Here is a 24,569-nt window from a genome sequence, read left to right as displayed (position 1 = left end):
AGGTAGCGGTAAATTCCACCTTGAGTCCCACTAAGTCCCCCTCACTTGATCCAAATCAACTTTGGATTGGTACATATGGCAACAATAGACCCATCGACAAATCGCGGAGGTCTGGGATGAATGCCATCTACCGACAACTGTGCTGTGACCATAAACATATGCAAGAGTTGCTCAACGCCTTTGAGCAATTACTCCTGGATCTTTTTGGCTGCGGCGACCGCGATCCAAACACCTTGTCATTGATCCTTGATGCTTTGGATTATTTATCGGCGTACCCGGATAGGTATCACCACCCAGTTGAGGACTTAATATTTTCCCGGCTGTTGACTAAGCCAGTACATGACAGGGAATCAATTTACGAAGCGCAAATGCAGCATGAAAATATAGCCGCAGCGACAAAACATATGTGCGCTTTATTTTACGCTATTGCCAATGATGCGACCGTTGAACGGAGAGTGCTGCAAGGAGCTTGCAACACCTACCTGAAGCTGCAACGCAAGCATATGGACTTAGAAAATAAATCTATTTTTCCACAGATCGAACAGTACCTAGGGACTACCGACTGGATTTATATTCAGAAACAGGTCAGTGAATTAAGCTGCAGATATTTCGACAGGGCAACCAGAAAAATTTACGAGTCCCTGCACGAAGATCTGACACAACATCAAATGCCCGCGCAGGCATTAGCTTAGGTCACCAAAACAGCAGGAGGAAATGTTAATGCAGTTTAAACGCCACGGCATATCCATTGGCATGGAACGCATAAATGATGAGTTTTTCCTTTACATAAAGGCAATTGGTGAGTTAACCCATGAGGATTATGAGCATATAACACCACTATTAGAATATGCTCTGGAAGGGGTAAAAAAACCTCAGGTTCAATTACTGATTGATCTCCGGGATTTCGAGGGCTGGGGGATGCACGCGATCTGGGATGAGTTCAAGCTGGCCTTAAAGCACGGCAATGAATTCTCGCATGTCGCTGTACTTGGGGATGAGGAGTGGCAGCAAATAGCCACAAAAGTCGGGAGCTGGTTTGTTAGCGGTGAAGTCCGCTATTTCAAACAGCAACAAGAGGCCATGGATTGGCTACAGGAAACAAGGAAGACGGGTATTGGTCACAAGGAATCTGAAAAGGAATTAGCTTTCTCCACACACTCCTGATAAGTAGTGGATTAAGGGGGCGTTTACGCCCCCCTTTTTTTGCCCGTAAATTACTCAGTTACTTATTTCTAAGTATTCACCTTCCTCTTTTTACTGTCCCAGGAAGGCGTTCCCAATATAAGATTACCTACGCTCAACTCGTTGCGGCAAAAAGAACAGTAAATATTCTCATAGTGTAAGTTGTTCCGATGCAGAATATTGAGCACATCAGCCAGGGTTGGACTCTTTTGATTGTGCCTATTTCGAATCGTCAAGAAGTTAGCTTCCATCTTTGTGGTGTACAAAGAAGCACCAACTTTTGCGTCATACAGAGACTTTTGAAAGGGATCATTTAAGTCATATTGCTGCAGTCTTGCCTGATTCCGAATAGCTTTCACATTGTGATTATGGGCTTCATCCACAACATTCTGAATCTGAGCGTAACTCTCACCATCATTAATAAATCGACGCGATAGGCGACCAAAAATCTGTCCGGCTGTACTGCCGTGGTACCCCTGAAATTTTTTTAACATATAGTTACGGCATATCTTACCCTTGCCAATATGCTCATGAACTTTTGCTTTCCCATCTACAACATCTTGTAGGCCAGGATCTTCCAACGTGTAACCGTGAGGTGCAAAGAAAAGCAGGTTGTCGCCACCGTGACCTTTATTATAAAAAACCTGCTTGGTTGCGGCACCGTGGGCAGAAATCACCAGGGACGGCGCATCCCCAACATTGGTACCTTCCGGTGCAAAAATTTTGACTAAATCCAATTCACGAACAGGCATATGACACCTATCTAACGTCGAGTACAGAAATAAGAGGGTCACCCCTCCAAACAAAACAACCGTACTAACAACCTACTATGACCAATCATCCATACTCAAGTTTTATTGCATGATTTTTGACATTAGTCACGAAGAGGAAAATTTTTTGGACTAAGTATTAGTCAAATGAGTGAGGTATGAAATAAATATGACAAAAATAAGGAGGAATTGAGGAAAAAAGTTTAGGCTCGGCAAGCTCAAAGAAGTGAGCCGTAACAAATTGGTAGATGGTGACCCATAATAAAAATGCATTCACATTTCTAGCTTAACGGACACCATCTTTTCTCTACTTAAGAATTGAATACGAAGTTAAAAGACACCGTTTAGGTGGTTGGTCGCTGCATTTTGCTGTCCCAGGATGGAGTTCCAATAAGGATATTGCTAAAACTCACTTCGCTTCGACAAAAAGAACAATAGATATTTTCATAGTGAAGATTATTTCTATGCAGAATGTTTAGAACATCCACTAAGGTGGGGTTATCCATTTTTACTCTATTGCGAATAGTCAATAAGTCCGCCGACATTACCGGCTTAACCCCTTTCTTAATATAAGGTTGATGCATGGGATTATTGGGATCCAGATTTCGCACCATCTCATTGTGCTCATGGGCATTATCTACAGCCTTTTGCACATCGGCATAGCTCTCACCTTTAATAAAATGGCGAGTAACGCGGCCTAGAATCTGACCGGTTGTTGACCCGTGATACCCCTGAAATTTGCTCAGGGTATAGTTATGACAAACCTTTCCCTTACCAACCCACTCATGATATTTGGCATTGCCACTCAAGACGCTACCAATACCCGGATCATTTAGAGAGTAACCATGGGGAGAAAAGAAAAAGAGGTTATCCCCTCCGTGTCCTTTGGGATAAAAAATTTGCTTGGTTGTTGCACCGTGAGCAGAAATTACCAGGTTGGGAGCATCTCCCACTTGTGTTCCTTCCGCTGCAAAAATCTTAACTAGATCAAATTCTCTGACAGGCATACTTCCCTTCCTCTCACTTCTTATTTTTTTGAGGCTTACTGACTAGCGCTCTGTGACAAAGGCTACTATGGCTTATTGGATATTTGCTAGAGGTGTGAAATACAAAAAATACCAGGCAAGAGAGCTACAAATATCCAGGCTATACAGCCAAACCCTCTTAAACAAAGGAGAAAAGAAAACACTTCCAAAATGGTGACACCAAATTAGAACCATCGTACCCTTTTAAGACGGCAGTATTCGCAGCTATTCTGGCTAAAATGACCCAGATACTGCCGAAATAGACAAGGAATAAAAATTAAAATTAGGAGGCTTTATGCGCCAGCGTGCTCAATAGCCGCTATAAAAAAGAAGCGTTAGGTTCCAGAAAATCAATTGGAAAAGTGAAAAACCTGTACGGCTATCAGTCGTAGCCACAATGGGTTCCAGCCAATTCACTCAACGCCAACAAGTCAAGGATTTCAACCATTCGACCACTAACATTCACCAGTCCATCTCGCTGAAAACGCGAAAATAAACGGCTCACCGTCTCCGCTGTTAACCCCAAGTAATTGGCGATGTCCGTTCTCGGCATAGAGAGTACAAATTCACGGGGGGAGTAACCACGACATGCATAGCGACTGGAAATATTAATCAACAATGCCGCTAAGCGAGCATCAGCAGCACGCTTTCCCAGCAACATTAAGATTTCATTTTCCTGCCGCAACTCTTCGGAAAAAATGCTATAGATTTGCTGCTGCAGTGCTGGAACTTCCTGAGCTAAGGTTTCCAGTTGGTCAAATGGCAACAAGCACACACTGCTATCTTCCAGTGCCTCCGCATAACTGGGGTGAACCCGACTACTATAAGCATCGAGCCCCAACAGCTCACCAGGAAGGGCGAAATGTGTTACCTGGATATTCCCATCTGCACCAATGACTACTGTTTTGACACTTCCAGAGCGAATCGCATAGAGATTTTGGAAAGGGTCACCTGCTCGATACAAGGTTTCACCCGCTTTAATTACCTTTTTCTTGCGGGTAACACGTTCAAGCCGGTCAATATCCGCCTGCACCAGCCCTGCAGGCAAGCACAAACGCCTGACTGAACAGTTACTACAACTTACGGCCTGCGCTGACTTGGTCATAGCTAGGCAACCAAATTCTTTTACTGACAGTAATACTATTGCCGGCCATGAATCAACTTTTTGACTCTTTCATAACCGGCTTGTCCTGGTAAATACACTCCATAATACTAAGCAACACACATGGTAGTTAGTAACTTGCCCTATGTGCTAAATTCGTAAAGTTAAAAGATTAAAACTCAGGTAAAAAGCTTTCGATTACCATTCGTTGCTGTTTTTTGCCATCCTGATCCAAGCCGCTCTTAAAATTGCAAAGTTTATTGGCCCACTTGGATGTTCTGACCCGAATAGGTGGCTCCTCAGCCTGTACCACTTGTAAAACCACGTCGGCTACTTGGTCAGATGTCTGGTATATCTCAGCTGTCTGCTCTGGGCTTCGCGACCTCATACCACCAATATACTGATTGAAGACCCCCTGGTATTCATCTTCGGGATACCCCTGGCTCCGCTCCAACTGCGAAAGCACATTATTGGCAAACTCTGAGTGGATACCACCGGGCTCGACAGCGGTAAAATTAATATTAAAGGCAGGGGTTATATAACTTGCCAGGGCCTCTGTATAACCCTCAACAGCAAACTTTGCCGCACAATACAGCTCATTGAACGGCTGCCCAACTAGCCCACCCACTGACGAAATATTGATAACGTGTCCACTACGAGCTTCGCGCATATGGGGTAAAACTGCTTTAGTGCAGCGAACTACACCGAGGTAGTTCACATCCGTCACCCAACGTATCTCTTCTTCGCTGGCGTGTTCAGTGGTCTTTACAAAACCAGCGCCAGCATTGTTGATCAATAAATCGATACGCCCAGCATCCCGGATAATGGTATCTACGCAGTTCTGAATACTGTCAGAATCTGTTACATCCAATTCCATCACTTCGAGAGCCGCCCCCTGAGGAGCCGCATTTATCAGCTGGTCGGCCTTGGAGAGATCTCTCATGGTGGCAAAGACCCTAAACCCCTGCTTGGCCATTTGCAGCGCCAGACTCTGCCCCAGCCCTGTGGAAGTCCCGGTAATCAAGGCAACCTTACTCATTGCTCTCTCCTCAGTATCCGTTAATCAATCTCAAGATGTAAACTACTCAGTGCAGTATACACATGAATAGCAGTAAGTAAACCGGTCGGTGTATTTTCTGGCAATGAATCTGGCTGCAGCTAAACAATAGGGCTGGCGAGTCAGAATAAGCCGCAAAATAAGCTCCGCCAGCTTTATTCTCAGAGGGTGTAACCTGATACCATTAGCGCCCTTTTATAGCCCAGACAGTTTCTGTGAGTCGGAATGTTGGATAGCCTCCGGCGCATTCACGTTCACAGGTAGTCCCGCAACAAGGTATTTCTATGTCCATTGCCGATTTGAACTTTTTGAAAGCACTGCCAAAAGCCGAGCTTCATCTCCATATCGAGGGTTCACTGGAACCGGAGCTAATGTTCGAGTTGAGCAAGCGCAACAATATTGAAATTCCCTTTTCCAGTATTGAGGAAATTAAAGCAGCCTATAAATTTCATAATTTACAGTCCTTCCTCGATATTTATTATCAAGGCGCTTCGGTCCTGATCCATGAGCAGGATTTTTATGATCTGACCATGGCTTATCTCAAGCGCTGTCGTGAAGACAATGTTGTCCACACAGAGATCTTCTTTGACCCCCAAACCCATACAGAGAGGGGCATTGATATCGGTGTGGTTATCAAGGGCATTAACAGCGCTCTTGATGATGCAAGAAATGAGTGGGGAATAAGTAGTCACCTTATTTTGTGCTTCTTACGCCACCTGAGTGAAGAGGAAGCAATTGCCACCTTGGAAGCGGCAAAACCATACCTCAACTTAATAAAAGGTGTTGGGCTGGACTCTTCTGAGCTGGGTCATCCACCCAGCAAATTTGAAAACGTTTTTGCTATGGCCAAAGAGCTAGGGCTTGAGAGAGTTGCCCACGCTGGTGAAGAGGGGCCTGCCGATTATATCGTAGAGGCTCTCGATCTTCTGGACGTGAGCCGTATCGACCATGGGGTTCGCTGCGTTGAGGACGAAGCACTAATTGAGCGCCTGAAAGCGGAAAATATCCCCCTGACCGTTTGCCCGCTCTCCAATACCGCACTCTGTGTCTACGACAATATGGACCAACACCCCATTTTGTCACTCCTCGAGCGCGGCCTGTGTGTCACTGTTAATGCAGATGATCCCGCTTACTTTGGCGGTTACGTTAATAAAAATTATCTGGCCCTTAGCGAAAGTCTGGGCATGACTAAAGAGCAGGCGAAAAAATTGGCCCTGAATAGTTTTAAAGCGAGCTACATTTCAGAGGCAGATAAAGAAAAGTGGGCGGAGGCAATATCAGCAATCGAAACGGTTGCTGAAGTTTAGTGGATTGGTTAGTGTCCTGACTGACCATAAAGCCAGGACACTATTTCAAAATTCAGTCTTCATCATATCCGCAGTGAGTACCCGCTAGCTCACTGAGCTCAATTAAATTAATAATCTCAACTGATCGGCCACTCACCTTAATTAATTTTTCTCGCTGAAAACGCGAGAAAAGCCGGCTGACAGTTTCCGCTGTCAAACCCAAATAATTGGCGATATCAGTGCGCGGCATCGATAAAACAAACGCACTGTGAGAGTATCCACGGCGAGCGTAGCGGCTGGAAATATTAATCAGAAGAGCCGCCAAACGAGTATCGGCAGAGCGCTTGCCCAACAACATTAAAATATCGTTTTCCTGGCGCAACTCTTCAGAAAAAATGCTGTAAATCTGCTGCTGCAGGGCTGTCACCTGCTGGGCCAAAATTTCCAGTTGAGTAAAAGGCAGCAGGCAAACACTGCTGTCTTCCAATGCTTCCGCATAACTCGGATGTACCCGAGTACTGTAGGCATCCAAACCGAGCAGTTCCCCAGGTAAAGCGAAGTGGGTGACCTGGGTGTCACCATCTGCAGCAATCACCACAGTTTTAAAACTGCCTGAGCGTATTGCATAGAGATTGGCAAATGGATCGCCAGCTCGGTAAAGGGTCTCCCCCGCTTTAATTATTTTCTTTCGACGCGTGATATGCTCTAGCCGATCAATATCAGACTGACACAAACCAGCTGGCAAGCACAAACGCCTGACTGAACAGTTGCCGCAACTAACAGCTGTAGAGGAATCCATCATACTAAACCGGTCGGTAAACTAATTTGCCGCAATTGTAACGGCTGTCGAGCCGTTAGTCTCCTGCCGGTAGCTATAGAACACGTGAATATTTCGCATCTGTTTCTTGACTGTGCAAATACATATCAAATGCAGCGGCAACATTTCTCACGAACCAGCGGCCTTCCTCGGTAACAATAATATTTTCGTTATTCTGATAAATTAGACCATCGTCAAACATAGGCTGTAAGCGCGCTAATTCCTCAGAGAAATACTCCTCAAAGGAAGCACCTATACGCTGTTCAACAAGGTTTTTATCCAGGCGCAAACGACACATTAATTCACTAATAATCCACTGGCGCAAACGATCTTCATCATCCATTAACCAGCCGCGGCAGGCTGCAGATTTCCCTTCTCCAATCGCCTGAGTATATTCTTTTAAGCGATGTAAATTTTGCCAGTAGCCATCGCGACTGTAGCTGATCGCCGATGCCCCCAGACCGACCAAAGCATCTGCCGGCATTAGGGTGTAACCCTGGAAATTGCGCTGCAGCATACCGGCATGGGCTGCCTTAGCCAGTTCATCCCCAGGACGGGCAAAGTGATCCATCCCCAAAAATTCATACCCCGCCTTACCCAGGTGCTCTACAGCCGCCAGCTGCATCGCCACTTTTTCTGCGGCAGAAGGGATTAAATCCGTATCAATCAGGCGCTGGGCCTTAAATCGGTGTGGCAGGTGTGCATAGTGATAAAGAGCGATGCGGTCCGGTTGCAGCTCCAGCACTTTATCCAAAGTGCGGTGCAGGCTGCTCAGCCCCTGCTTGGGTAGTCCGTAAATCAGGTCGTAGGAAATGGACTCAAACCCGCGCTCACGCGCCGCTACGGTCAACTCCGTGACTTGGTCGGCACTGCAGATACGATTGATTGAACGCTGAACTTCGATATCGAAATCCTGCACCCCCAGGCTCAAGCGGTTAAAGCCCAGTTCTCGCAGGGTATCCAGGGTCTCTAACTCAAGGGTACGTGGATCGGCCTCAATACTGTATTCAACCCCGTCGCCAGGGCGCAAATCAAAAACTTCAGCCAGCCCTCCCATTAAGCGACGCATATCACTATCACTCAAGAATGTCGGCGTACCACCGCCCAAGTGCAATTGGGTAACGGGGACATCAGCCACCTTATCCCGGTACCACTGGGCTTCCTGCAGCAAGTGATCCAGATAACTGGAAGCCAGTCCATACTGGTGAGTGATTACTTTATTACAAGCGCAGAAGTAACAGAGAGAACGGCAAAAAGGAATATGAACATAAAGGGACAAGCTGCGAATATCCTGCAGTGCTGCCCAGGGCTCAATTCCATTTAATGTGTGAAAACGATCGGCGGTAGGATACGAGGTGTAGCGCGGGCAGGGTCCGCTATAACGGGATAAGAGTTCTTCAGACAACCCTCCCACGGGGCTTTTAATCTCTTGCTTCATATTCATTCACACCTCGTTCGGTAGTTTGCTTGGAAATCCGACACAAACAAAAAAGCAGCCACCGGGTCTTCGACCAGAAAACCACAGTGACTGCTCTACCCCAGACCTATTTATTGCTACCTTTTAGAAGCGGTAGCCCAGACCAGCCATGTAAACCAGCGGATCAATATCCACATTGGCAGTCACTTCACCCAGGCCAGGTACTTTGACTTTGGCGTCGGTCTCGATGTCCATCCAGAACACAGACATATTGAACAGCCAGCGTTGATCGGCACCGAAGGTAAAATCGATACCGGCTTCTGCTGCCAGGCCAAATGAATTGTCCAGGGACAGTTCTGCATCACCGGTGGCGCCAAGGCCTTCGAAAGCGCTATCGGCGGTGCTGCTGATTTCTTCATCAAAGAAAGCGGTGTAGTTCACACCCAGGCCAACATACGGCTGAATGTTGGACTGTGGCTCCATCGGATACCATTGAACCAACAGAGTCGGCGGCAAGTGCTTGGTTTCCCCCAGGTTGAAACTGCCCAGGCCCTCGCCAACAACTTCGATATCGTGGCTGAACGGCGTTGCGGCAACCAGTTCCAAACCCCAATGATCGCGGAACATGTAGACGCCGGTCAGGCCCAGTGCGGAACCGTTATCCACATCAACACCAGTTTGGTCGATGCCGGTTCCATTCAAGGAAAGTACGCTGGAATTAGCATCGGGTGCTACAGTGGCCATGCCACCGCGCAGAATTAAACTGCCTTGTTCATAGGCCAGTGCGGGTGCAGAAAGTACGGCGGTCAAAGCGGCTGTCGCACAAGCAGTTATACGATTCATTAACTTCTCCATAAAGCGATTAGGCATTTTTCCCGACTCAGGAAGGGCCCCCCTCCAGGCACAATCACAAGTCGCGGACAGGTTACTCGCTGGCTGCCTGAGGCTGCTTGATCCAAATCAAGCTGCCGAATTACCTGGAAAAAAATCCATTGGAATGTGCAGCAGCAAGATAATTGCGCTGTTTAAGGGAGACCCGTTTCTGGGAAGGGGCGGGGAAGATAGCGGCTCAGAAAGTCCGAGGGAACCGAGTACTCAACTGTATTTGATACGATCTTGCCAAATTGAGAACTACCGCAAATTTTTTCTTTAGATGACAAAGTTAAGGGCAAACAAACCAGGCCAAAACTGCACCACTGCCGACATTGCCAGACTGTGGTGCAAGGCCTTTAAACAGGCGCTAAGTAAGGCTGCCCGCTGGGCGCCGGAACATATTCTGAATACTGGAGAAATCCAGTTGCTGGTTTTCCTCACTAGCGCCATGCAGTTGGAAAAGATTTTTCGCCAGGGCTCCCATCGGAGTAGAGGATGCACTGGTTGAGGCGGCATCCATAGCCAGTCCCAGGTCCTTGAGCATCAATGCCACACTGAAACCGCCGGCATAACCCTTTGCCGAAGGCACGCTCTCCATAGTGCCCGGGTAGGGATTGTAGTTAGCCAGGGACCAATTATTACCCGAACTTTCCCGCATAATATCGCTCAGTACCTTGGCATCCAGGCCCTTATCCACTCCCAACTGTAAAGCTTCTGCGGTACCGGTCATATGGATCGCGAGCAGCAGATTGTTGCAAATCTTTGCCACCTGCCCGGCACCGGCAGCACCGGCGAGGAATATCTTGCTGCCCATCACCTGCAGCGGGGCCCGCGCTGCATCGAATGCCGCTTCATCCCCGCCGCACATAAAGCAAAGCGTCCCCGCCTGTGCCGCAGCTGTACCACCGGATACCGGAGCATCTATCGCTCTCAACCCACGCTCCCCGGCAGCCTGGCTGACCAGGCAGGCATCCTCTGCGGAGATAGTCGAACAGTCGATAATCAGGGTATCGGCCGGGAGTTGCTGCAACAGCCCAGTCTCTCCCAGGTAGAGCCCTTTCACCGCGTCGCCACTGGGCAACATGGAAATTACGATATCCGCGCCCTCAACAGCCTGTTGGGCACTGTCACAGGGCAGGCAGCCGTCTCGCTGTGCCTGTTCCAGAGCAACAGGGCTCAAATCAAATGCCGCTACGGTATAGCCGGCCTTCGCCAAGTTGGCAGCCATGGGGCCACCCATGTTACCTAAACCAAAAAAGGCTATCTTTTCCATAAAAGCCACTCCCTATTTTGTTGTTGGTATCCCTGGCGACTAACAGCCCGGGACGCTCGGTAAATACGATATCTACAGGTCGGCCAGCGGGTGCTCACCGCCCCAGGGGTCCTCAAAGCAGCTTTCCACCTGCGCAAGTGTAATCTGTTCCAAGCTGTCAGGTTGCCACTGGGGTTCGCGGTCTTTATCAATCAACAGCGCGCGCACCCCTTCCTTAAAGTGGCCACTAGCACAGAGGTTTACCGCGAGTGCCAACTCCATGCGGTAGATATCCGCCAGGGACAGGTGTCGAGCCCGCTGTAATTGCTCCCACACAATCCAGGGTGTCAGCGGAGAGCCACCTGCCAAAGTGGCAGCTGCCCGCTGCAACCACTTATCCACACCCTGGTATGCACTGATGGCAGCACAAACCTCTGGCAAGGTGGCAAAATCGGTAAGTTGCTGGATTTGGTCATAATGCTCACGCAGAGCAGACTCAGGCCGCTCCAGAAGGGGCAGCTCCTGGGATTTAAGGCAATTGCTAATTAACTGGTGATTGGCTTCCAGGTTTTCACCGAAACTGAGCTCCGCTAACGCAGACAAGACTGATTCCCGCTGATCCTGGCCTATCATGCGGTCCGCCATACCGGTAAACAGGGCATCGGCACCATTAAACTGCGCACCGGTCAGCCCCAGGAAAAGCCCGAGGCGCCCGGGCATACGATTCAGGAACCAGCTGCCCCCCACATCGGGAAACAAACCAATCGTAATCTCCGGCATTGCCATGCGAGTGGTTTCGGTCACAATCCGGTGGCTGGCTCCCGCCATAATGCCGATACCGCCTCCCATCACGAAGCCACCGCCCCACACCACGACGGGCTTGGCGTAAGTGTGAATCTGGTAGTCCAGGCGATATTCGCGGGAGAAGAAGTCGGTGGTGAATCCGTAGTCCGGTGTCTCACCATAAGCGGCGGACTCCCGATACAGCGCCACCACATCGCCGCCGGCGCACAGCGCCTTGTCGCCACTGCCATCGATCCAGACTGCCGCGACTTCAGTGTCTTCAGCCCAGCGGTCCAACTGGGCCGACAACAGATCGATCATGGATGAATTTAAGGCATTGAGAGCCTTGGGGAGGTTTAGTGTCGCGATCGCCAGGGCGCCGCGCCGGGAAAACAACACCGGGGAATCCTGATCCATTTTTATTCGTCTTATTGCTCTTGTACTAGATAGTGTCGCAGTTAAACACAGATCACATTTGACGTCAGCCACACGCGAGTACAGCGGGCTACCTAAGAGATGCCCGGTTGCACTTTTTACGCAAACTGATAAGTTGCGCGCAAAATCTGACCGATTCCAACACCCATTACGGAACCCCAAATGGCCGAATACGTATACACCATGAACCGGGTGGGCAAAGTAGTGCCCCCCAAGCGCGAGATCCTCAAGGACATCTCCCTCTCCTTCTTCCCCGGCGCCAAGATCGGCGTACTCGGTCTAAACGGCGCAGGTAAATCCACCCTGCTGCGCATTATGGCTGGGGTCGACCAGGACTTTAACGGCGAAGCCCGCGCAATGCCCGGCATCAAGGTCGGCTACCTGCCCCAGGAACCGCAACTCGATGCCAGCAAGACCGTGCGCGGCAACGTAGAGGACGGTGTACGCGAAGCCATCGACGCCCTTGCCGGCCTGGAACAGGTCTACGCCGATTACGCCGAGCCCGACGCAGACTTCGATGCCCTGGCCAAGAAACAGCAACAGTTCGAAGACATTATCCAGGCCTGGGACGCCCACAACCTGGAGCACCGCCTGGAAGTTGCCGCAGACGCCCTGCGCCTGCCGCCCTGGGATGCGGACGTAAATAATCTGTCCGGCGGTGAAAAACGCCGTGTGGCCCTTTGCCGCCTGCTGCTGTCCCGCCCGGATATGCTGCTTCTCGACGAACCCACCAACCACCTGGATGCGGAATCCGTATTCTGGCTGGAGCGCTTCCTGCACGATTTCACCGGCACTGTGGTTGCCATCACCCACGATCGCTACTTCCTCGACAATGTTGCCGGCTGGATTCTGGAACTGGACCGCGGCCACGGCATCCCCTGGGAAGGCAACTACACCACCTGGCTGGAACAGAAAGAAAAACGCCTGGAGCAAGAGCAGCGCGGCGAACAGGCTCGCGCCAAAGCCATGCAAAAGGAACTCGAGTGGGCCCGCCAAAACCCCAAGGGCCGTCAGTCCAAGAACAAGGCCCGTTTGTCCCGCCTGGAAGAAATGCAGTCCCAGGACTTCCAGGCCCGCAATGAGACCAACGAAATCTACATTCCGCCCGGCGAGCGCCTCGGCGACAATGTGATTGAGTTTAAAGGTGTGAGCAAAGGCTTCGGCGAGCGCCTGCTGATCGACAACCTGTCTTTCCGCGTACCCAAGGGCGCAATTGTAGGTATCGTCGGCGGTAACGGTGCCGGTAAGTCCACCCTGTTCCGTATGATCAGCGGCACCGAGCAACCGGACTCTGGTGAAATCAAGATCGGTGAAACCGTCAAGGTCGCCTACGTTGAACAGGGCCGTGAGAACCTGGACGACAGCAAGACCGTCTGGGAGGCCATTTCAGACGGCCACGATATGCTCAAGATCAACAACTACGAAGTGGGCTCACGCAACTATGTAGGCCGCTTTAACTTCAAGGGCAGTGACCAGCAGAAGCGCGTAGGTGAGCCTCTCCGGCGGTGAACGCGGACGCCTGCACCTGGCCTATACCCTCAAGCAGGGCGCCAACGTACTGTTGCTGGACGAACCCTCCAACGACCTGGATATCGAAACCCTGCGCGCCCTGGAAGAAGCCCTGCTCAACTTCCCCGGCTGTGCCCTGGTAATCTCGCACGATCGCTGGTTCCTGGACCGCGTTGCCACCCATATCCTCGCCTATGAGGGTGAGAGTGAAGCGGTCTTCTTTGAAGGTAACTACACCGAGTACCACGAAGACTTTGTGCAGCGTAAAGGTGAGGATGCAACACCCCATCGCATGCATTATAAGAAGCTTAAGACTTGATTTTGATAATAAAAAAGCCCGCATTATGCGGGCTTTTTTATTAGATTCGAGGTACATAATACCTCTCCTTCCATAGGTTACTTAAGTAAAATCCCCAAAAATAAACTTAGCGCTCTAGGGGTGGGCAATCACCATCAGGGTATCTGCATTTTTCTGCGCACAGGCTACCGCCATCTGCAGGTTCTCCGGATCGAGTGCCGCAAAACTCTCATCCAACACCACTAACTCAGCATTTTGTAAAAGCGCACGGGCGATAAATAAACGGCTCATCTCGCCATGAGACAACCTCCACCCCATCTCGCCAACCGTTTGTAAAATCCCCGCCGGCATTTTTTTCAATAGCGGGGTCAGCCCCAGCTCATCACAAATTGCATAAGCCTTGCGCAGGCTCTCCTGGTGAGGTGGCCACTGGTCTCCCATTAATAAATTAAAAAGAAATGAATCTCCCAGCACATGATTTTCATGAAACTGGGGAGCTGATGCGACCATCCTGCGCCAAGGCTCAGCACCAATACTCGCCCGGTCGTAGCCATTAAGTAGTAATAAACCTTCATCCGGCCGCTGAATACCGGTGAGAATATTCGCTAAAGTAGATTTACCTGAACCAGAAGCGCCCTGTAGTAAAAGCCGATCGCCAGGATAAATACTGAGATTGCAACCCGCCAACACCGCTTGATCTTTTCCTTTGTAAGTAAAGCCAATATCGCGTAAATAACACAGTGGTTGCGAGGAACTTTGCTGGCCCGACGGCGTAACCATTGCCGACCCCACGCTTCCCTTTACAATGCACTCTTCCAAGAAAAATAATTCACGTACTTTTTCCCAGGAAATTGCTGCATTCAAAGCACTGGTAAAGCCACTCATACACTTCAAGACCGCGCGATACCCCAACAACATACCTCCAAAGGCAATCGCGAGCTGGGTACTACTAATACTGTTAGCGATAAATATTGGAGCCAACCCCACTACCCCAAGAAGTAACCAGAGGCGCGGCAAAAAAGCCTGCAAACGCGCCATGGTGTTATCCATGTGAGAGGAAATCTCCAGGTAGTTATTTAACTCACTGTCTTCGCCCCGGTGCCAGTCGCCAGGTGCCTGCTGCGCGAGGCGGGTGCGGTGGCCGATCATTTTCTCAATCAAACGGTGGGTCATTGAAAGGCGCTGTGACGTCCACTCTTTGCGGCCGTAGTACTGTGCCCGCCCCAGGAAAAACGCAACCGCTAAAAATAGGGGCAAAATTGCTGCGTAGATAAGGCCACCAGCTCCCATCAGTAAAATTGAGGCTGCAATTAACAGTTCTACAACGCCGAGCAATAATAAAAAGGCACCCTGTAACGCACTGGCTTCTATATTCTCCGCATCGTAAACCCTGCCCAATACCTGACCCGACCCCATATGGCGAATACGACTGGGAATAACGCGCAGCGCGCTGGCAAGCAATCGCTGCTTCAGGAGTGCACCGGTCTCAACGGAGACCACACCTCGCAGCCGGGCTGTGAGCAGGGATAGGGGAACCTGAGTCACCAATAACAATACCCAGGCAGATAGCCAGCCAGTATCAATATGGCCCTCGAGCACAGCCCTACCTATCACCCACCAGCTACACAGAAAAATAGCCATCTGGGCACTGTGACAGGCAAGCATGGCGGCAGAGCGCCAATACAACCCGCGCTGGCGAAGTTGTAGGCGGAAAGACCGGTGAGAGGATTGACGCAACAACCAGAAATCATCCAGGCGTACGCCGGCAAGGTTTTCCCGCAGCAGGGCGGTCATGGCTTTCTTGCGCCGACGCCCTTGAATGTGTGCACTATCCAGCAACTGTTCGATACGCTCGCGCTGGGGCCCTTCAAGCTCGCGAGCCAGCTGCTGAATAACCAGCTCTAGGCAAACTTTCTCCAGGTGCAGTGCCGGTGTGAGCAGCTGTAACTTATGCCCCCTGCCACCACACAGTGCGATAAAATATTCCCCCTCGGGAAAGCGAACCCGCAACAGCGCCGGGGCGGCTCCCAACAGCATGATTTCCAGCTCTGGGTAGCTACAACTCACCTGCTCCACTTGCAAGTCCAAAGCTTCAGCACCTGCCTGCAACCTGGCATTCAACTCCAGGGTGCTTCCAAGGGATTTGTGCTCCGCTACTTCAGGCTCCAAGCCGCTGTATTTTGCCAACGCTTGTAAGGCGGCCTCCAGCTGCGACACTGGCCAGCAATAGGGCATTAATTCTTTACTGCTCACTGGCAACCTCCGTAAACCGGGAGGCCGGTGTCGCCCCAGGAACTCCTTGTACTTCTGTCAATTGACCGCTGGCCATGCGCAAGTGACGCCAACTGCTACTCTGCCAACACTCTTGCCAGAGACTGCTTTCAGCTGCCAGTAGCTGCGCATAGCGCGTGTCGCCCTGGGCTTGAAGCTCACTGGGCTTACCATCTTCAATAATGCAACCCTCGTCCACGACCAAAACACGAGGAAAGTCCCGGGTTTCACTGATATCGTGGGTAATACAGATCAGGGTGACCCCCTGCCAAACCTCCCGCACCCGGTTCATCAGGCGCTGCCGCTGTTGGCGATCAAGCCCCCTGAACGGTTCATCCAGAATCACACAAGCAGTTTCCTCGCGGCCAAGTGCGCGCCCCAGACGTACGCGCTGCCCTTCACCACCACTGACCAGGGCACCACTTTCGCCTAGCGGGCTTTGCAGCCCCTCCGGTAGCGCTGCTACCAGCTTGAGCAAATCCGCTTGCTGTAAAATGGGGTAAAGGGGAGCTCCGGGCTTATTGCCGTAACTCAAGTTTTCCAGAAGGCTGCTATTCCACAGCTGAATTGCGGGATCAACCCAGGCACAGTGAAGGCGAAAACGATGCAGTAATTCTCCCTTCAACTCTCTACCATTGAGCATCACACGGCCACTGGCGGGTTTGTGCCACCCCAGCAATAATCCGGCAAGGCTCGACTTGCCAGCGCCGGATGCTCCGACCACAGCAATTTGCTCACCGGGGTTAATTTCCAGATTTACCCTGTCGAGAATAGTGCGACCGCTGGTATTAACGGTGACATTCTCAAACTTGATACCCACCGGTTTTGCCGGGGAAAATTCCACACTATCAGCGGAATTTTTATCTGTGTCTGTTTCAGTGACTGCTTGCAGCGGTTCGAGGGCTCTCAGTAAAAAATTCCGTTGCCGTGGATAACTTCGCATCAGTCCCGCAATTTCTTCACCCAGCGGCGGCAATGCCAATACCCAATAAATCAATAAAAGCAGATCGGGACTTGCCCCTCGTGCATTAACACAATAAATCACCAATACACTACTGAGGGTACAATTAATCAACAGCTGTACCGCCTGGCTATTGAGCTGAAAACTCAGTGATGAGTATCCAGCCCTTATCCATTCAGTGAGCAGGTTTTCATGCTCACGCCGTACAGACTCACCGGCGCCGTGCGTACGGATTGGAATAACTCCCAGCAGCGCATCCATATAGAAGCGAGCCAGGGCTCCCGCATGAGTTTGTACTCTCATACTGTAATCAGTGAGTACTGGATGGAACATCAAGGGTACAGCAACTTGCAATACCGACATGACTAGCACCAAAGGAGCGGCAGCTGGAGCAAGCCAGATTATTCCGAGTGCAGTAGCGAACAGGGAGAAAATTTTAAAAATGAGACTCGTTCCGAGAACAGGCAAACCTCTCAAGGCGGCAATGCGGTGTGAGCGTTCGGCTGTATCAGAGGTGGGACGGCTCTGAAAGAAATGATCAGGTATTTTGGGTAGGGCCGCTAAAAACCTTATGCGGAAACGATTTTCCAAACGGCGCCCGACCACCATTTGGACTTTTGCTGCGGGAAACTGCAATAGCATTAATGTGATCATAAAGATCAACAGCAATGCAATCGTGCCTGCTCGCTGTATCTCTGTGGCTAACTCGCTGTGGATATCAATCAGGCCACGGAAAAGCAAGGCTTCGAACATCAGCCCCAATACCGCTCCGAGCATAGCAATAAATATAGTGAGTGGCGCAATCAATCCATCTTCGCGCATCAACCCCCAGAGCTGCCTGAGAGGTTGAACCGGTGGCTCTCGCAAAGCCCTGGATAGCGCTTCCGATTTCGGTTTAACTTCACTGACATCGCGGACCCTTTTTACGCTCACGATCACCGCACCACTAAATGCCAGCTGCTCTGGCGACAGTTCAATTGTCTCTGCCGGCTCACTTCCACGGGGACGGGACGGCCTAGCGCACCAGTAACTCTCTGGCACTAGAGAAAATGCTTGGCTGGTATCTGTAGAAAACTCAACAAACAGCCGCTGCAACATACCACTGACTTCAGTTCCTCGCTTTATCGCCCCAGACGTAACTAATGAGGTGAGCATTCGAACGGATGCATCGAGAAATGCCAGCGACAGCCAACTCTTATCTTTTAGCCCTTTGTCACAGAGCGTGGTGGCCACAGTATCGCCAACCTTTAAGTGTGCAATACGCTCTTTAAGCGGGGCAATAAAGTCATCACCACCTGCCCAGGTTCTCCAGCCCTGAGGAGACACCCGTAGGATGTGGACATGCAACTCATCCAAAAAACGACGTGCGCTAGGCCAACGCCTACCACTGGCGGGATCCATCACCTGCACAATACCGCGATGATTTTTCCAGGCCACGACAAAATGAGTGTTACCGTTTGGTAGCCGTACCACAACCAATCCTGGCAAGTAGCCGGTGGAGTTCAATAAGAGATGATCCACGGGAACCACCATCTGGGCAGCTTCTAGCCCAAGCTCTACCGCAATCTTTTCCAGGGTATTTATCGAGGTTCCATCTACATCAGTCTGGCAGGCATCGCGCAAATGGCCGTAGTGTGTATTTACACCAAAACCTTCGAGCAAACACTTCAGGGAAGCCGGACCACAGTCCATATTAGAGGTCTGAACTACCTCTGGAACTAACCAGCGTCTTTTGCTTTCCACTGTTACGCTCCCTCTTCCACGGTCTCTGCGGGAGCTTTGGCCGAGAGTATCTCACCTGTCCTTTGTAGAAGCAGTTGGTATGGTGTTTTCTTGCCTGTGGCAATTTCTACCCTGGCCGGTAAATCATGCAGTAATGGGAGATGGGGCGGTGCTTCACCTTGTAGGGATAGCTGTACAAGAACTTTGCCTTGCTGGACGGCACTAGCGACCCGTTCTACTCGGGCCTCCAATTGCCCATAACGGGCCCAGGAAAATCCATCCAGCTTTACTTGGGCCTTCTGCCCAGGCTGAATATGCCCCAAAGCTAATGCGGGTGGGAAAAATGCCTGTATAGAAATAACACCTTCTGCTTGAATCGTTGCAACTTGCTGCCCGGCAACCAACACTTCGCCTTCCCGTATTTTTGCCAGCGAAGCCAACACCCCGGTAATTGGGGCACGCAGGTTCTGTTCGCTCACAGCAAGGTGGCTTTGCTGAATACGGGTATCAACTTCTGCAATCTTTCCATCAATACCTTGATGCCGCTGCTTTAAAGCGCTCACTTCAAGTTGATATTCACTTATTAGCTGTGCTCGACGATCCTCCAAAGCGCGAATATCCGCCTGCACTTTCAGGGTTGCCATCGCCATTTGTTGGTACGTCCGTTTTGCGGCAAGGTAATCCAACTCTGAACTCTGCTGTTTTTGTAACAGCCGTTCATAACGATCGGCAACATCCGCTTGAATTTTCTGATTACTGACTTGAAGGTGGTACTGTTGCTCCAACAGCTTCAATTGATCACTGAGAGCCTTCTCATCTTCACCAAATTTTTTATCCAGCAGCTCTCGTTCCCTTTGAACTGATTCAAGTTGATCGCGCAAGCTGCCAGATATCTTGCTGTCTCCCTGTAGGCTCAAATCAAGTACGGACGTATCAAGACGAATGAGTACATCGTCCTGCTCTAAACTATCACCAAGCTCTGCCTCAATTTGAACAACACGTCCAACGCGCTGGGTACTTACATGAACAGTATTGTGCTCCTGCTCCAACCTAGCGTCTTCACTCACGCTATATGTTGTAATTTCTACTGTAAAAAACCATATAGCCCAAACGGCCAGAAGCAGGACACCGAGAGTAGTAGCTACAACCAAGGCACGGATAGAATCTGAAATAATAGCGCGGGTAGTGTTAAAAAAAGGCGTTGACAATATGAGAAACCTATAAATGGTTATCGCATTGAACAGGAGTAAAATTTAACTCTATTCATTCGATTTTTTTGTATTTCTCTTCTGAAAATACAGGACATACAAATTTAGATTTCTCAGGTAATGGAGTCAATTAGAATCTACACCTACCTGACTCTAACATAGTGGTTCATAACTCCCACCTAAACTTAGGTTATGATTCATATGGTGATTTTTAACCCCAGCACCAGAGCAGTCCAGATGAAGTCTTTCGACCAAAAATCATTGACAAGTAAATAGCAATCTATACTTGAGGCGCGTCTTTACTTTATTAATTCATATCCACCCAACACTGTAAGTAAGCGCAAACTAACTATACGCGTAGTGATTAGCTCATTGATAGTTATTCCCGCCACTAAAACCTTGATACAAAGCGAAGTATTTGTCGGGATATAAGAATTTCACATTTTTTACATATTTAAGCTAAGCAGTCACCATACTATATAAACATGGGCTAACTTTTTGATAAAAAACCCCAAGAATGAAGCACAAGAGTTAAAATTAACAATGTAAATTCAGCTTACTATAAATACACACTCAAGACCTACTTAATACTTTATATTACTTCCAAAATGTCAAAAACAACACACATGATAGAGCTCAATCCCAAAAGGTGGCGCAAAAATCTTTACTAGAAATTTCTATAGAAGAGCAGCAAGTCGGGTCAATGTAAATCCACGGACGGCACTATCAAAAACCCGAAAGAAAAACCACTCATAACTTTTATTCTACAACAAAAACTTATCACCACCACCTTAAACTACACAATTAAAATGGATTAAGGGAGTTATCTGATTGAATAAATCTCCAACAAAACTACCACTTACGAGTTAAGTAATGCACCTATACTTCGGAGATTCTACTAGCAGCAAGCTTTTTTATCGAATTGAAACTTGGCTTCTCCGACCTATTTTTTAACAGGAACTATTATTGAGATTTATTCTCAATAAATTATTAGTGAAGTCAAAGTCGATAAAGGCAGGCTTCAATTATGAGTCAAACATCAACAATCATATTGAAATATAAGCTTTATCATCAAAAAATTATTACGACCTTTCACTGTCAGACAAAATCTGAAAAGTATAGGGGAGCAAGCTCAATTAGATTGATTCTAGTATTTAAAAAATTACCAAATAGAAATTTTTCTATAGCAAAAATAAAGAGGCACCAATCGACATCATTTTCCGACTGGCGCCTGCAACCCCAAACTATCCTATAGAAAGAAGTCCACGTGATAAGAGTCATGTAGGAATAATGGAAATTCATCAATGAACTCTTGCAAAAATAGATGCGTCAAACAAATAGAATGAGTAACAACTATCCAACTATAATGGAATAAAATCGACTGGTAGTCAGGGTTGCCCCCAAGGAAAGCAATGCCTAAAGTGCAAGCACAAAAACCTACAAGATTATTTGAAGTTTTTCAACAAAAAAATATTGAAATTATCCTCAAATCTATTGAGATCAATCTGCACAAAAAAACACTCTAAACAACCTAACTTTGGGGGTTAAGAAAAAGATTACTTAATCTTCATCCCATGGCAGCTCTACTTGTGCCTCAGGCCCAGCTTTAATATCAGTTTCAGTGTACATAGCGCACCTTCCTTTCAGTTAGTTCGTATAGTTTGCCAGATAGAAACCTCTATCCAGCAAACTAAAGCTTAACTCGATTATGCCCCAACATGCCAATATTGACTGGTAATTATGGGTGAGTGATCACAACAAAAATCTTTGTCTACCGCTAGAAACACCCACATACATGCATTAAACCTCTGAACTGAGCGAAAACTATCTTAGCCCAGTAGGCTCATCACTTCAGGACTATCTATCCTAACTACAGCCTACTAGTTCTCTTGTAATGTAATATTCATCCTACACCGATCGACATTTGTAAAATACTTATCGATATTTTTAACTGAATTGATGAAACCTCAACTAACTTAATGCTACTCATAAACTCTTAGTGCGATTTTCATTAAGCCAGCCCTTAATAAAATCAAGTTAGACTGAATTTTCACACCATTAACGAAACTATCGTACCAGTTCGTCCGGGGTAAACCGAGCCTAAATACCCTAAGAATATTCAGAGTTCTTACTAAGGAACCTCTGAATAATTCCAAGCCAATATTGGTAATATTCACCTACCCATCAAGACTACGATGAATTATGCACCAAGTCACCTTTGCCGAAGCAGAATATAAGCTAAAGCGCCGTATAACTCGCCGAGAGAAGTTTCTTTCTCAAATGGAAGCCCTCATCCCATGGCAGCGACTAGAAGCTCAGATCACTCCTTGCTATCCACAAGGCAAACGTGGCCGACAGCCATATCCATTGAGTGTCATGCTCCGTATTCATTGCATGCAGCTATTTTATAATCTCAGTGATCCCGCTATGGAGGATGCACTGTATGAAATTGAATCCATGCGTAGTTTTGCTGGATTGACTTTGAGCGGCCCAATTCCCGATGAAACAACGATTCTTAACTTTCGCCACTTACTGGAGCTCAATCAGCTAGGTGCAGCTCTTTTTGATGAAATCAACAAGCATCTTGCTGAGAATGGCATGGTACTGCGTGAAGGTACGATTGTAGATGCCACTATTATCTCTGCGCCAACTTCAACCAAGAATAAAAAGAAAAAACGTGATCCAGAAATGCATCAAACAAAGAAAGGCAATCAGTGGCATTTTGGAATGAAAATGCATATCGGGGTTGATGATGTGCTCGGAGTAATACATAGCATAGATACAACAGCAGCGAATTCGCATGATGTCACAACTACAGAGCGAGTTCTCCACGGGGAGGAGAAAAGAATCTGGGGAGACTCTGGGTACATTGGTGCGGAGAAACGTGAAGAGTTGAAAGAGCGGGAGGCGGATTGGTATATAGCAATGAAGCCGAGCAAGCTAAAAACTCTTCCAGGGCGTGATGCACTTCGTAAAGCGGAAAAGATCAAGGCGCAGATAAGAGCGAAGGTCGAGCACCCCTTCCGCTACATCAAACGGGTATTTGGTTATGACAAGGTCCGCTATCGGGGACTGGTAAAAAATACTGAGAGGCTGTGCTTACTGGCAGGCTTTACCAACTTAATAATAGGGAGAAAATACTTGGCTGCCTAGGGGTGGTTCGCCTGAAATCCACCTATTGAGGGTTTCAGATGAAAAATTAGTGGACTATTACGCGCAAATTACGCGTTTGTGCGTAATAAAGTGAATTTTTCAAGCAGCTCAGCTTAATTCTGGAAAAATGCTTCGTTGATCAGAGGGTCCCTAACGTGATTTAACTTCCACAGCCCCCTCGAAAAGACAAAATATTAGGATCAAAAATTAACAAGCTCAGCAAAAAAAAGTTAAAAACTCGGCCAGATTAAAACAATAAATATTGACACGACCTTAGTATAACCAAGCCCACTCTCAACATTGGATTAATGAGATATTGCCAATCTCACTGCAGGAAATTCAATCCATTCAAATTATGGCTATTTATAAACTTCTGTGCCTCTAGCCTCAACTACATGTGCTCGCCAACCCACCCTTAGTTGGTACCAATGTTTCATTATGTAAAATATACCCACGTGGACTTACCGCCCCTACAATCATCTATAAAGAAGTACTATTCAAATTTTATTGACTTATACCGCAAAGCTAAACCTCCAGAAAAATAATGCTTCCGATACTAAAGGTGAATATCTAGATAAATCAGTTGGCTTCCCACCGGAAGAGAACATTAGTAGCTTGACATCGTATTTAACTATATTCCCCCCCAATGAAGCCAACTCACTCGATAAAAATTTACATCCCCTATCATCGCCAAATAATCATTAGAATCAAAAAATTTACCCGCCAATTTTATTTTTCCTTTTTGTCTATCCAATATAAAGATCCAACTACTTGGACAATTCCCTTCCAACACATAAAGACAGTTAATCAGCTTGACCCAAACCTTCAAACTCAGAAAATAGGTACTATTAATTACAAAAAGTTATAATCACGCAGGACAACCTTAAAAAAAACACAATCTTCTGCTATTATCTTTGCACAGTTCAACATATGACAACCTAAGGGATATTTAAGACCCCTCTTACACACCAGCCCCTTTACAAAGTAATCTGAAGACTATTGATATAGCTATTAACGTTTCCAATAGGAATTTCCTTATGGTTAGTTGCAAGATTTTTTTGAGTTCACTAAAGCTAGCTCCGGATTCAGCCTCTAAGCTATTCCAAGATCTAATCATTAAGGAGTTAGATACAGAAGAAGACCCTAATGTAGAAATCATTAACACCCTCCAAATAACACCAGGCGAGTGCCATATTGAAGTATCCTGTTTAAAGAAACCAGATCGAACGCACCAAAAACTTCAAGCTTTGGCCATTCAACTTGACGAAAGCGCAAGACAATATTTTCAGATTGAAGACCCTATCCGGGTAAGAGTTATTCAGATCGAAGAAGATTCAGTATATGGGGTCAATTAGCCTTCCATTTAATAGGAATCGTTAGCTCAAGTTACCTCTACTGTTATATTTATTAAAGTTAAGGCCGCCACAATGGCGGCCCATTAAAGTTGA

17 protein-coding genes and 1 pseudogene are annotated in these 24,569 nt (G+C 48.0%); 6 read left to right on the top strand and 12 right to left on the bottom strand.

Annotation, left to right across the window (positions count from 1 at the left end):
- The first annotated feature begins 116 nt into the window (after positions 1-116).
- Together ACJJIN_RS20860 and ACJJIN_RS20855 are read left to right on the top strand one after the other, a co-directional pair.
- Positions 117-692, top strand: coding sequence for a hemerythrin domain-containing protein (locus ACJJIN_RS20860; protein WP_444896049.1), 576 nt, complete (start codon positions 117-119; stop codon positions 690-692).
- Between the two features lie 28 nt (positions 693-720).
- Positions 721-1,164 (top strand): SpoIIAA family protein, encoded by a 444-nt coding sequence (locus ACJJIN_RS20855; protein ID WP_282931190.1) that lies wholly within the window; start codon positions 721-723, stop codon positions 1,162-1,164.
- A 68-nt stretch (positions 1,165-1,232) separates the two neighbouring features.
- Here the strand turns inward: ACJJIN_RS20855 and ACJJIN_RS20850 are convergent, their stop codons facing one another.
- The 4 genes from ACJJIN_RS20850 to ACJJIN_RS20835 form a co-directional block, all read right to left on the bottom strand.
- Positions 1,233-1,934 carry a putative adhesin gene (locus ACJJIN_RS20850; protein ID WP_444896048.1) on the bottom strand — a complete coding sequence of 234 codons (702 nt, stop codon included), beginning with the start codon at positions 1,932-1,934 and terminating at the stop codon, positions 1,233-1,235.
- Between the two features lie 362 nt (positions 1,935-2,296).
- Positions 2,297-2,959, bottom strand: a complete 663-nt coding sequence (locus tag ACJJIN_RS20845) for a putative adhesin (protein WP_444896047.1) — start codon at positions 2,957-2,959, stop codon at positions 2,297-2,299.
- A 400-nt stretch (positions 2,960-3,359) separates the two neighbouring features.
- Complete coding sequence (fnr, locus tag ACJJIN_RS20840) at positions 3,360-4,082, bottom strand: fumarate/nitrate reduction transcriptional regulator Fnr (protein ID WP_444896046.1); 723 nt, start codon at positions 4,080-4,082, stop codon at positions 3,360-3,362.
- A gap of 169 nt (positions 4,083-4,251) precedes the next feature.
- Positions 4,252-5,118 carry an SDR family oxidoreductase gene (locus ACJJIN_RS20835; RefSeq protein ID WP_444896045.1) on the bottom strand — a complete coding sequence of 289 codons (867 nt, stop codon included), beginning with the start codon at positions 5,116-5,118 and terminating at the stop codon, positions 4,252-4,254.
- A gap of 302 nt (positions 5,119-5,420) precedes the next feature.
- On the opposite strand from ACJJIN_RS20835, the gene ACJJIN_RS20830 reads away from it, so the two are divergent.
- Positions 5,421-6,443 (top strand): adenosine deaminase, encoded by a 1,023-nt coding sequence (locus ACJJIN_RS20830; protein WP_444896044.1) that lies wholly within the window; start codon positions 5,421-5,423, stop codon positions 6,441-6,443.
- 52 nt (positions 6,444-6,495) lie between these two features.
- Here ACJJIN_RS20830 and fnr (ACJJIN_RS20825) read toward each other — a convergent pair whose 3' ends face one another.
- The 5 genes from fnr (ACJJIN_RS20825) to ACJJIN_RS20805 all read right to left on the bottom strand — a co-directional run bounded on the left by fnr (ACJJIN_RS20825) (position 6,496) and on the right by ACJJIN_RS20805 (position 11,981).
- A complete protein-coding gene (gene fnr / locus ACJJIN_RS20825; RefSeq protein ID WP_444898279.1) occupies positions 6,496-7,221 on the bottom strand; it encodes a fumarate/nitrate reduction transcriptional regulator Fnr in 726 nt (241 codons plus the stop codon).
- 73 nt (positions 7,222-7,294) lie between these two features.
- Positions 7,295-8,677 (bottom strand): oxygen-independent coproporphyrinogen III oxidase, encoded by a 1,383-nt coding sequence (gene hemN, locus ACJJIN_RS20820; RefSeq protein WP_444896043.1) that lies wholly within the window; start codon positions 8,675-8,677, stop codon positions 7,295-7,297.
- A 123-nt stretch (positions 8,678-8,800) separates the two neighbouring features.
- A complete protein-coding gene (locus ACJJIN_RS20815) occupies positions 8,801-9,499 on the bottom strand; it encodes an OmpW/AlkL family protein (RefSeq protein WP_444896042.1) in 699 nt (232 codons plus the stop codon).
- 397 nt (positions 9,500-9,896) lie between these two features.
- Positions 9,897-10,802, bottom strand: a complete 906-nt coding sequence (gene mmsB / locus ACJJIN_RS20810; protein WP_444896041.1) for a 3-hydroxyisobutyrate dehydrogenase — start codon at positions 10,800-10,802, stop codon at positions 9,897-9,899.
- A gap of 72 nt (positions 10,803-10,874) precedes the next feature.
- Entirely contained in the window at positions 10,875-11,981 is a 1,107-nt protein-coding gene (locus ACJJIN_RS20805; protein WP_444896040.1) for an enoyl-CoA hydratase/isomerase family protein, read from the bottom strand.
- Between the two features lie 180 nt (positions 11,982-12,161).
- Between ACJJIN_RS20805 and ettA the strand changes: the two are divergent.
- Positions 12,162-13,827: pseudogene (ettA, locus tag ACJJIN_RS20800) on the top strand (energy-dependent translational throttle protein EttA).
- A gap of 114 nt (positions 13,828-13,941) precedes the next feature.
- Here the strand turns inward: ettA and ACJJIN_RS20795 are convergent.
- Genes ACJJIN_RS20795 through ACJJIN_RS20785 form a run of 3 tightly spaced genes read right to left on the bottom strand, consistent with a single transcriptional unit; the run spans position 13,942 to position 19,968 of the window.
- Positions 13,942-16,059: an ATP-binding cassette domain-containing protein gene (locus tag ACJJIN_RS20795; RefSeq protein ID WP_444896039.1), complete on the bottom strand. Its 2,118-nt coding sequence runs from the start codon at positions 16,057-16,059 to the stop codon at positions 13,942-13,944.
- The gene (locus tag ACJJIN_RS20790; RefSeq protein WP_444896038.1) at positions 16,049-18,781 is read right to left on the bottom strand and encodes an ATP-binding cassette domain-containing protein; all 2,733 of its coding nucleotides are present in this window, start codon (positions 18,779-18,781) and stop codon (positions 16,049-16,051) included. The genes ACJJIN_RS20795 and ACJJIN_RS20790 overlap by 11 nt, the downstream gene beginning before the upstream one ends.
- Before the next feature lie 2 nt (positions 18,782-18,783).
- Complete coding sequence (locus tag ACJJIN_RS20785) at positions 18,784-19,968, bottom strand: HlyD family secretion protein (protein WP_444896037.1); 1,185 nt, start codon at positions 19,966-19,968, stop codon at positions 18,784-18,786.
- Between the two features lie 2,202 nt (positions 19,969-22,170).
- Here ACJJIN_RS20785 and ACJJIN_RS20780 point away from each other — a divergent pair.
- Complete coding sequence (locus ACJJIN_RS20780) at positions 22,171-23,121, top strand: IS5 family transposase (protein WP_444895065.1); 951 nt, start codon at positions 22,171-22,173, stop codon at positions 23,119-23,121.
- Between the two features lie 1,037 nt (positions 23,122-24,158).
- Positions 24,159-24,476, top strand: a complete 318-nt coding sequence (locus tag ACJJIN_RS20775) for a hypothetical protein (protein WP_444896036.1) — start codon at positions 24,159-24,161, stop codon at positions 24,474-24,476.
- The last annotated feature ends 93 nt before the right edge of the window (positions 24,477-24,569 follow it).

The sequence above is a fragment of the Microbulbifer maximicatervae (SeqCode) genome, assembly GCF_052467505.1.
This window is presented reverse-complemented; position numbering and strand designations above follow the sequence as displayed.

Bases quoted from the DNA above. Each gene is read 5' to 3' on its own strand.
- ACJJIN_RS20815 (WP_444896042.1), bottom strand. From the start codon at position 9,499: ATGAATCGTATAACTGCTTGTGCGACAGCCGCTTTGACCGCCGTACTT.
- fnr (WP_444896046.1), bottom strand. From the start codon at position 4,082: ATGACCAAGTCAGCGCAGGCCGTAAGTTGTAGTAACTGTTCAGTCAGG.
- hemN (WP_444896043.1), bottom strand. From the start codon at position 8,677: ATGAAGCAAGAGATTAAAAGCCCCGTGGGAGGGTTGTCTGAAGAACTC.
- ACJJIN_RS20805 (WP_444896040.1), bottom strand. From the start codon at position 11,981: ATGGATCAGGATTCCCCGGTGTTGTTTTCCCGGCGCGGCGCCCTGGCG.
- fnr (WP_444898279.1), bottom strand. From the start codon at position 7,221: ATGGATTCCTCTACAGCTGTTAGTTGCGGCAACTGTTCAGTCAGGCGT.
- ACJJIN_RS20860 (WP_444896049.1), top strand. From the start codon at position 117: ATGAATGCCATCTACCGACAACTGTGCTGTGACCATAAACATATGCAA.
- mmsB (WP_444896041.1), bottom strand. From the start codon at position 10,802: ATGGAAAAGATAGCCTTTTTTGGTTTAGGTAACATGGGTGGCCCCATG.
- ACJJIN_RS20835 (WP_444896045.1), bottom strand. From the start codon at position 5,118: ATGAGTAAGGTTGCCTTGATTACCGGGACTTCCACAGGGCTGGGGCAG.
- ACJJIN_RS20850 (WP_444896048.1), bottom strand. From the start codon at position 1,934: ATGCCTGTTCGTGAATTGGATTTAGTCAAAATTTTTGCACCGGAAGGT.
- ACJJIN_RS20775 (WP_444896036.1), top strand. From the start codon at position 24,159: ATGGTTAGTTGCAAGATTTTTTTGAGTTCACTAAAGCTAGCTCCGGAT.
- ACJJIN_RS20845 (WP_444896047.1), bottom strand. From the start codon at position 2,959: ATGCCTGTCAGAGAATTTGATCTAGTTAAGATTTTTGCAGCGGAAGGA.
- ACJJIN_RS20780 (WP_444895065.1), top strand. From the start codon at position 22,171: ATGCACCAAGTCACCTTTGCCGAAGCAGAATATAAGCTAAAGCGCCGT.
- ACJJIN_RS20855 (WP_282931190.1), top strand. From the start codon at position 721: ATGCAGTTTAAACGCCACGGCATATCCATTGGCATGGAACGCATAAAT.
- ACJJIN_RS20830 (WP_444896044.1), top strand. From the start codon at position 5,421: ATGTCCATTGCCGATTTGAACTTTTTGAAAGCACTGCCAAAAGCCGAG.